This is a genomic window from Sulfuricurvum sp. (genome assembly GCF_023250475.1).
GTDB lineage: Bacteria > Campylobacterota > Campylobacteria > Campylobacterales > Sulfurimonadaceae > Sulfuricurvum.
Window position 1 is genome coordinate 13,331 of record NZ_JAHFAQ010000022.1, and the last position, 7,057, is coordinate 20,387.

The window sequence follows — 7,057 nt, forward strand, 5'->3', positions numbered from 1 at the left end:
TGCACGGATAACTTCCGGATAGCGGTCCAACATATTGTTGTCACGCATCATTTGAGTATTGGCGGTAAGCGCACCCCCCGGCATCGGAGAAAACGGAATCAACGGTGAAACCTGTGTCGCTTCCGGAGGCATAAAATAATCGCTCAGACAATCACCCAAAACATCTTCATATTTCAGGATTTTTTCGAGTTCAAGTCCGCCGAGATCGTAATTCATCCCCTTGGTCGCATGAAGCATCGTCAAGATATCCGGTTGTGACGTACCGCCGCTCACAGGAGCTGCCGCCATATCAATACCGTCTACTCCCGCGTCAAGTGCCGCGAGATAAGCCGCAACGCTCACACCCGCAGTTTCATGGGTATGCAGACGTAAATGGGTACCCTCAGGAACAAGGCGACGCGCCATTTTAATCGTTTCATGGATTTTATGAGGGCTCGACGTTCCGCTGGCATCTTTAAAACAGATTGAATCATACGGAATACCCGAATCCAAAATTTCACGAAGCGTTTTTTCATAGAATGCGACATCATGCGCGCCGACACATCCCGGAGGCAAATCCATCATCGTAACGACGACTTCATGCTTTAATCCGTGATGAGCGATACGTTCACCGGAGTATTTCAAATTTTCGACATCATTCAACGCATCAAAATTTCGAATCGTTGTCGTTCCGTGTTTTTTAAACATTTTGGCATGCAGATCGACCATCTCACGGCTGCCCGTATCGAGCATTACCGTATTTACCCCTCGCGCAAGGGTTTGAAGGTTTGCATCAGGACCGACGATAGCACGGAAACGATCCATCATATCAAATGCATTTTCATTTAGATAGAAAAAAAGGCTTTGAAAGCGGGCACCGCCTCCAAATTCGAAATGTCGGATTCCCGCCTCTTTGGCCGCTTCGAGGGCAGGGAAGAAATCTTCCATCAACACCCGTCCGCCGAATACGGACTGAAATCCGTCACGGAACGTGGTGTCCATCACATCGATGTATTTTTTTGCCATTTACGTAATCCCTACTTCTTTAGATTATTATGGTGGTGAATCACTGCTGCCAGAGCTGCAATTCCTAATAAACCGCCATTTTGAGAATTTTCCATTTCATGATGGTGAAGAGCAACTGCAATAGCAGCTACTTTCGCTCGTACATCACTGTTTTCCAAATCATGGTGGTGTAATGCTGCTGCAATCGCCGCTACTTTGGCACCTTGGGCAACCTCACCTGCAAAGTTTTGAGATTCCGGGGCATTCTTGGATTGAAACATTGTAAAATATTTCATTACTTTATTTAGTAATTCCATTCGCTATCCCCTATTTAAATTTGCACGCGTAATCTTTACACGATGCGTGATTCTAGTATAAAGTTCATTAAAAAAGATTTACTGCGGCCTATTTCAATGAACCTTTTAGTTTCTTTCGTTACAATCCGCCTCATTATTTTATACACAGAGGTGCCTTATGGATCTAAGCAAAATCGGCTACGGCGAAAATCCCGATAAAGTCAAAGCAATTATTGAAATTGCCTGCGGATCGAACATCAAATATGAAGTTGAAAAAGAGAGCGGTGCGCTTGTCCTTGATCGTGTTATGCACTCAGCAATGTATTATCCGGCTAACTACGGTTTTGTCAATAAAACTCTTTCCCAAGACGGTGATCCGGCAGATATCCTAATCTTGACCGAATACCCAATGGTAGAGGGATGTGTGACTAACTGCCGCTTGGTAGGTGTTTTAATCATGGAAGACGAAAGCGGTATCGATGAAAAATTGCTTGCCGTTCCGACATCAAAAATCGACCCTACCTTCGAAGAGATCCAAGACCTTGAAGATATTCCAAAACATACCTTGGCAAAAATCAAAAATTTCTTCGAAACCTACAAAATGCTCGAGCCGGGCAAATGGGTAAAAGTCAAAGGATTTGAAAATAAAGCATCCGCTGCTAAAATCCTTGAAGATGCTATCAAAAATTACAAAGAGTAATTAAAGATGATCGATTTCGGCTCAAATGATGTTTTTTCCTACGCAATATTCGGATTAATATTGAATTTTGTCTTCTCGATTGCGTTTGGTGTCTACTTAAGCAAAAATATCGGAGTCGAAGAGATGATGCTCTCAAAGGGAAATCGTGAGCAGCCGTGGTGGCTCGCCATCTCATTAGCTGTCCCCTATGCTAAAATGGTCATTACGCTCTATCGAGTAACCATTTTGCAGCTCTATTTTCTCGATCAGGGTAAAAGCCATAAAGAATACTGGATTTACCTGACATCAAACGATGAACAGCGTTAGCGCTATTTTTCTTCTTTAATACAAAACTTCTGTATCAGCGTGTCGTGCATTCCCGTTTTTTGGATCACGGCACCTTGCACAGAACGTTTTAGTTTTGCATTCCACTCGGTATTATCAAACGCCGGATCAATCACCGCTAATCCCCGACGCAGCAACATTTCACTGTAACTTTCCGGTCCGTTTCCATAAAGGACACACCCCCCTTTAATCGTTTCATAATGGTAGGATTGTTGAAGATGCAAATGTTCACGGGCAAATTGTTTGTCATGAGGATGATCTTTATAATAGCGCTCAACGGAATTTTTACACTCTTGAGGATTGACGCCGTTAACAACCATTTTTTCCAAAGGTATAACCCCAAAAGGTTCACACGAAACGGCAACATTGTTGTGCAATAAAGAGAGCTTTGAATTATTGTCAATCGATGTCAGTAATCCAATGGTAATTTCTCCGTATAACGGTGTCATAAAAATCAGTATACCGAGTAATCGGACAAAAATTGTTTCATTTTTACTCATGAGCTACTTTTTTAACCTTTTTTTTGATAGTTTTAGAAAACTTTTTACTCTGAAACTTAAACTAACATCAACATTTACAATATTATTTAACACATATAAACTGTATTTTCGCCCAATCTTAATCACTCGTTTCCGTCAGGTTGGTAGCGTACACCCTTTTTCTATTACTTTTTCTTAACTGATTCATTTAGAAAGGCCACACCATTGTTATATCTTCCGTAGTACCCTAAAATTTCACATTCCAATTTACGAGGTATAACTTTTGAGATTTCTTTCACTAATACTACTATTTTCTCTGTCACTTTTAGCTGACGCAATGACTCCAAAACAACTTCACGTATTACAAACGGTTCGCGATGTAGCCAGATCAATTCCTGATAAAAACGGTAAAACCTATGAAGACACCGTAAGCGCGATTTGTTTAACCGAAAGCAGTGCCGGTAAAAATACCATCGGTGACTTTAAACACAAAAAATCGTTTACCAAAGCTTCTCTTGGGGCTATGCAGATTCAAGTCGCTACCGCTCGACACGTCTCTCAGAATGTCAAAAAGCTCCGCTGGCTCAATGATCTCAGCGATGTACAGCTGGCAGGTCGATTATTAGGAGATATAAGGCTTTCGGCCAAAGTGGCAACCCATTATCTTGTCTTATTACAAAATCAACGTCTAGACAGCTTTTACGCTATTAGCGGCTATAACGGCGGAACGATCAATCATACCTATTATAACCGCGTCATGAAAAATAAAGATTTAGTCAATCACCTCGTCTCTTCCGGAAAGCTGTCATAATTTTTAAGCTATAATACTTCGAATAGAGATTCGGAGGTTTTTATGAATGACGAAAAGCTTAAAATCGTATTGGCCGTTCTCAGCGGTATTATTTTTAGCCTAGTATTTATTCTCCTTGCATTCATCCTCCCGATCAACCCTCCGAAAGTTCCCCCGAAGACAATGAATTCCGAACTCCAGAAACTATCCAAAGCGTATAAAGAGAGCCAACTCAATCGCCCTCCTGAACAACAAAAATAACACTCAAGTTTATACAATAGTCGATCGAACATACCATTAATAAAGGGTACACATGAAAATAGCTGTTTCCGCATGTTTGTTGGGAGAAAAAATTCGCTTTGACGGAGGTCACAAGCATGAACATTTCGTTACCGACGAGTTAGGGAAATTTGCCGAATTTATCCCTTTTTGTCCTGAGCACTTGGCCTTCGGTACCCCGAGACCTTCCATACGGCTCCTTCGCCATGACGATACGCTGTTCGTCCAGTCCAACAAAGATCAGAGTGATCTCACACTACGACTGATGGAAACGAGCAAAGAAGAGCTCTCCAAGATTTCAAAAGAGCCGCTGTGCGGAATTATTTTCAAATCCAAATCACCCAGCTGCGGCATGGGAAGTGCCAAAGTGTATCTGGAAAACGGTTTTTGTGAAGGGAAAGAGGACGGAGTTTTCGCAGCAATGTGCCGTGAGCGCTATCCTCTTCTCCCCATGGAGGAAGAGGGGCGGCTCCAAGATACATGGCTGAGAGAAAATTTTATCATGCAGCTTTTTGCCTATGATGCTTTCGAGCAGTTTAAAGTTTGCAATCCGGCCATCAATGAGCTTGTCCGTTTTCATACCGTCAATAAATTCATCCTCCAGTCCAAAGATGAAAAACTCTATCGAGAACTTGGCAATATCGTAGCTAACCGTGATAATCTCACTTTCGATATAGTTTTAGCTATGTATGAGCTTGGATTCAAAACGGCCATATCCCGCAAAAGTTCGATCAAAAAAACACGTAATGTCCTAGAACATTTAGCCGGGTTTTTCAAAAATGAACTTACAAAAGACGAAAAGAAAATCGTACAAAGCCACATTAATGATTTTGCGGATAAAATAGTCCCCCTCATTGTTCCTGTTTCAACGATTGCACTGTACGCTCAAAAATACCACATTACGTATCTTTTGGATCAAACATTTCTAAATCCCTATCCTAAAACACTGGCGTTACGCTCGCATATCGATGCGGGAAAATAGAGATGAAGCGGATTTTATGGTTTCGCCGTGATCTGCGAACGGAAGATAATCCTCTCCTTTCACTAGAGGGAGAGGTTCTCCCCATTTTTATTTTTGATACCGATATTCTCTCTGCTTTGCGTGCCGATGATCGGCGTATTACTTTCATTTACAATGCACTTCTCAATCTCAAATCATCTCTACAAAAACAAAATCTTGATTTGGCGATCTTTTATGGCAGACCGACGGATATTTTCAAATGGCTTCTTTCCGATCACCATTATGACGAGGTATGTGCTTCCGGGGACTATGAGCGCTATGCACTTGAACGTGATCGTGACATCTCGCATCTCATAAATTTTAACTACCTGCACGACACTTATATTTTCCGGCCTGATGAAGTACTTAAAAATGACGGAACCCCGTATATGGTTTTTACCCCTTTTTATAACCGTGCAAAAGCGCTCTTTCATCCCGGACATTTTGACGAGTTTCAGCCAGTCAACCAACAGCTCATGCGTTTTGATTATGAACACCTGCACTGTATACACGATACAATCCATTCTACCAAGGCTACAACACTCGAATCGATCGGATTCATACCCCAACCCCTAACCCAGCATCAACAACGTTCACCTGAAGCAAAACTGGAACTTTTTGCAACAAAGATCGAAAACTACTCAGAAGATCGTGATTATATGGCGTTAGACGGGACATCCGGATTAAGCATCGACCTGCGATTCGGAACCATATCGATACGCAAAGTAATACGATGGCTACTAACCCAAAAAAAACTGGGCAAGGTTACCGAACCCTTTTTTAGGCAGCTGATCTTTCGTGATTTTTACGCCATGCTCTTATTCCATTTCCCCCATCTGAGCGAACGTAATTTCCGTTATCCGTTTAAAGGTATCCCCAACCAAACTTTTTTCAAAGCTTTTTGTACGGCACAAACGGGTGTACCGATCGTTGATGCAGGGATACGGCAACTTTTGGAAAACGGAGATATGCATAATCGCGTACGGATGATTTGCGCCTCCTTTTTTACCAAAAACCTCCTTTTACCTTGGCAGTGGGGTGAAACTTTTTTTGCTGAACACTTAATGGACTACGATGCTTCATCCAATATTCTCTCATGGCAGTGGAGTGCAGGCACAGGGGTCGATCCCCAACCCTATTTTAGGATTTTCAACCCCTATACCCAAACATCAAAATTTGATGCTAACGGCGTTTATATCCGTCAATGGATTCCGCAATTAGCTTCCCAACTCCCTAAGACCTTCTCTCACGAAGAGACGTTATCCGCACTCTCTTTAATTGAATATCCGGCCCCGATTGTGAATCATAAAAACAGTTCCAAAGAGGCATTGGCCTATTTTAAATCCTTTCAAAACAACTCACTCTAATCTTGTTTGTGATAAAATTGCAACTAATTTGCAACAATAAGGATCTATGTGATTGATTTATCGACAATTAAAGGGAAACTGATCGGGTTGGCAGTGCTAGCATCAGTTTCGTATGGGATATTGGGCTATATGGCTTATTCCAATAACAATGATGCCCACAACACGACAGAGCGGATGATTTTGATCGGAGACATGCGTGCCAATATCAACGGATCGATGAGCGAGTTACGCGGATACCAACTCTTTTACAAAGAAGAGGATCTTAAAAATTATGAAGAGCGTAATGCCAAACTTGAGGATGCCATCAATAAATTGATAGCTATTACCCGTTCGCAAGAGAATAAAGACCGCTTGTCCAAAATTTTGAACGACCATAAAGAGTGGGAAGAACTGAACAAACCCCGTATTGAAATGATCAAAGAGTACAGACATGATGTCCACTCACGAGATTTTGCCGAGACATCGAATGGAAAAAAACTCAAAGAGATCACTGAAAAGTCAGAAGAACTTTTTCAAAAGCTTAATCTCGAACAGCGTGAACTAAGCACTAAAATGAAAAAGAATAATCTTAAAACACTCGATGCCAATGCGGCAAAATCGGAAGTAATAACATTTATCAGCGCCCTTGTGATATTGGGAATGTTTGCTTTTATAATCCGTTCAATCGCAAACTCAATTGCCCGACTCGAAGAATCCATCGACACGGTTTCCCAAAACCGTGATTTTACCCGTTCTGTCCGGATCAACGGCAACGATGAACTTGCGCGTATGAGCCATAAACTCGATGAACTGGTCAGTATTCTCCGCCAAGCGTTCAAAGGGATCCGCTCGGCTTCTA

The 7,057-nt window shown here is 41.9% G+C and carries 9 protein-coding genes and 1 pseudogene; 7 read left to right on the top strand and 3 right to left on the bottom strand.

What is annotated here, in order from left to right:
- Both Q0C19_RS03720 and Q0C19_RS03725 read right to left on the bottom strand, forming a co-directional pair.
- A pseudogene (locus Q0C19_RS03720) lies at nt 1–1,005 on the bottom strand (biotin attachment protein); the annotation flags it as partial.
- 11 nt (nt 1,006–1,016) lie between these two features.
- The gene (locus tag Q0C19_RS03725) at nt 1,017–1,301 is read right to left on the bottom strand and encodes a hypothetical protein (protein ID WP_295052907.1); all 285 of its coding nucleotides are present in this window, start codon (nt 1,299–1,301) and stop codon (nt 1,017–1,019) included.
- 157 nt (nt 1,302–1,458) lie between these two features.
- On the opposite strand from Q0C19_RS03725, the gene ppa reads away from it, so the two are divergent.
- Both ppa and Q0C19_RS03735 read left to right on the top strand, forming a co-directional pair.
- Nucleotides 1,459–1,980: an inorganic diphosphatase gene (ppa, locus tag Q0C19_RS03730; RefSeq protein ID WP_295052909.1), complete on the top strand. Its 522-nt coding sequence runs from the start codon at nt 1,459–1,461 to the stop codon at nt 1,978–1,980.
- Nucleotides 1,981–2,040: 60 nt separating this feature from the next.
- The gene (locus tag Q0C19_RS03735) at nt 2,041–2,286 is read left to right on the top strand and encodes a hypothetical protein (protein WP_295052911.1); all 246 of its coding nucleotides are present in this window, start codon (nt 2,041–2,043) and stop codon (nt 2,284–2,286) included.
- 2 nt (nt 2,287–2,288) lie between these two features.
- Here Q0C19_RS03735 and Q0C19_RS03740 read toward each other — a convergent pair whose 3' ends face one another.
- Complete coding sequence (locus Q0C19_RS03740) at nt 2,289–2,804, bottom strand: hypothetical protein (RefSeq protein WP_295052913.1); 516 nt, start codon at nt 2,802–2,804, stop codon at nt 2,289–2,291.
- A 316-nt stretch (nt 2,805–3,120) separates the two neighbouring features.
- On the opposite strand from Q0C19_RS03740, the gene Q0C19_RS03745 reads away from it, so the two are divergent.
- The 5 genes from Q0C19_RS03745 to Q0C19_RS03765 form a co-directional block, all read left to right on the top strand.
- A complete protein-coding gene (locus Q0C19_RS03745; RefSeq protein ID WP_295052915.1) occupies nt 3,121–3,594 on the top strand; it encodes a transglycosylase SLT domain-containing protein in 474 nt (157 codons plus the stop codon).
- A 42-nt stretch (nt 3,595–3,636) separates the two neighbouring features.
- A complete protein-coding gene (locus Q0C19_RS03750) occupies nt 3,637–3,834 on the top strand; it encodes a hypothetical protein (protein ID WP_295052917.1) in 198 nt (65 codons plus the stop codon).
- A gap of 52 nt (nt 3,835–3,886) precedes the next feature.
- Nucleotides 3,887–4,834, top strand: a complete 948-nt coding sequence (locus Q0C19_RS03755) for a DUF523 and DUF1722 domain-containing protein (protein WP_295052919.1) — start codon at nt 3,887–3,889, stop codon at nt 4,832–4,834.
- Between the two features lie 2 nt (nt 4,835–4,836).
- Nucleotides 4,837–6,219 carry a deoxyribodipyrimidine photo-lyase gene (locus Q0C19_RS03760; protein WP_295052921.1) on the top strand — a complete coding sequence of 461 codons (1,383 nt, stop codon included), beginning with the start codon at nt 4,837–4,839 and terminating at the stop codon, nt 6,217–6,219.
- 48 nt (nt 6,220–6,267) lie between these two features.
- On the top strand, nt 6,268–7,057 hold a 790-nt coding region (locus tag Q0C19_RS03765), incomplete at its 3' end, for a HAMP domain-containing protein (RefSeq protein ID WP_295052923.1).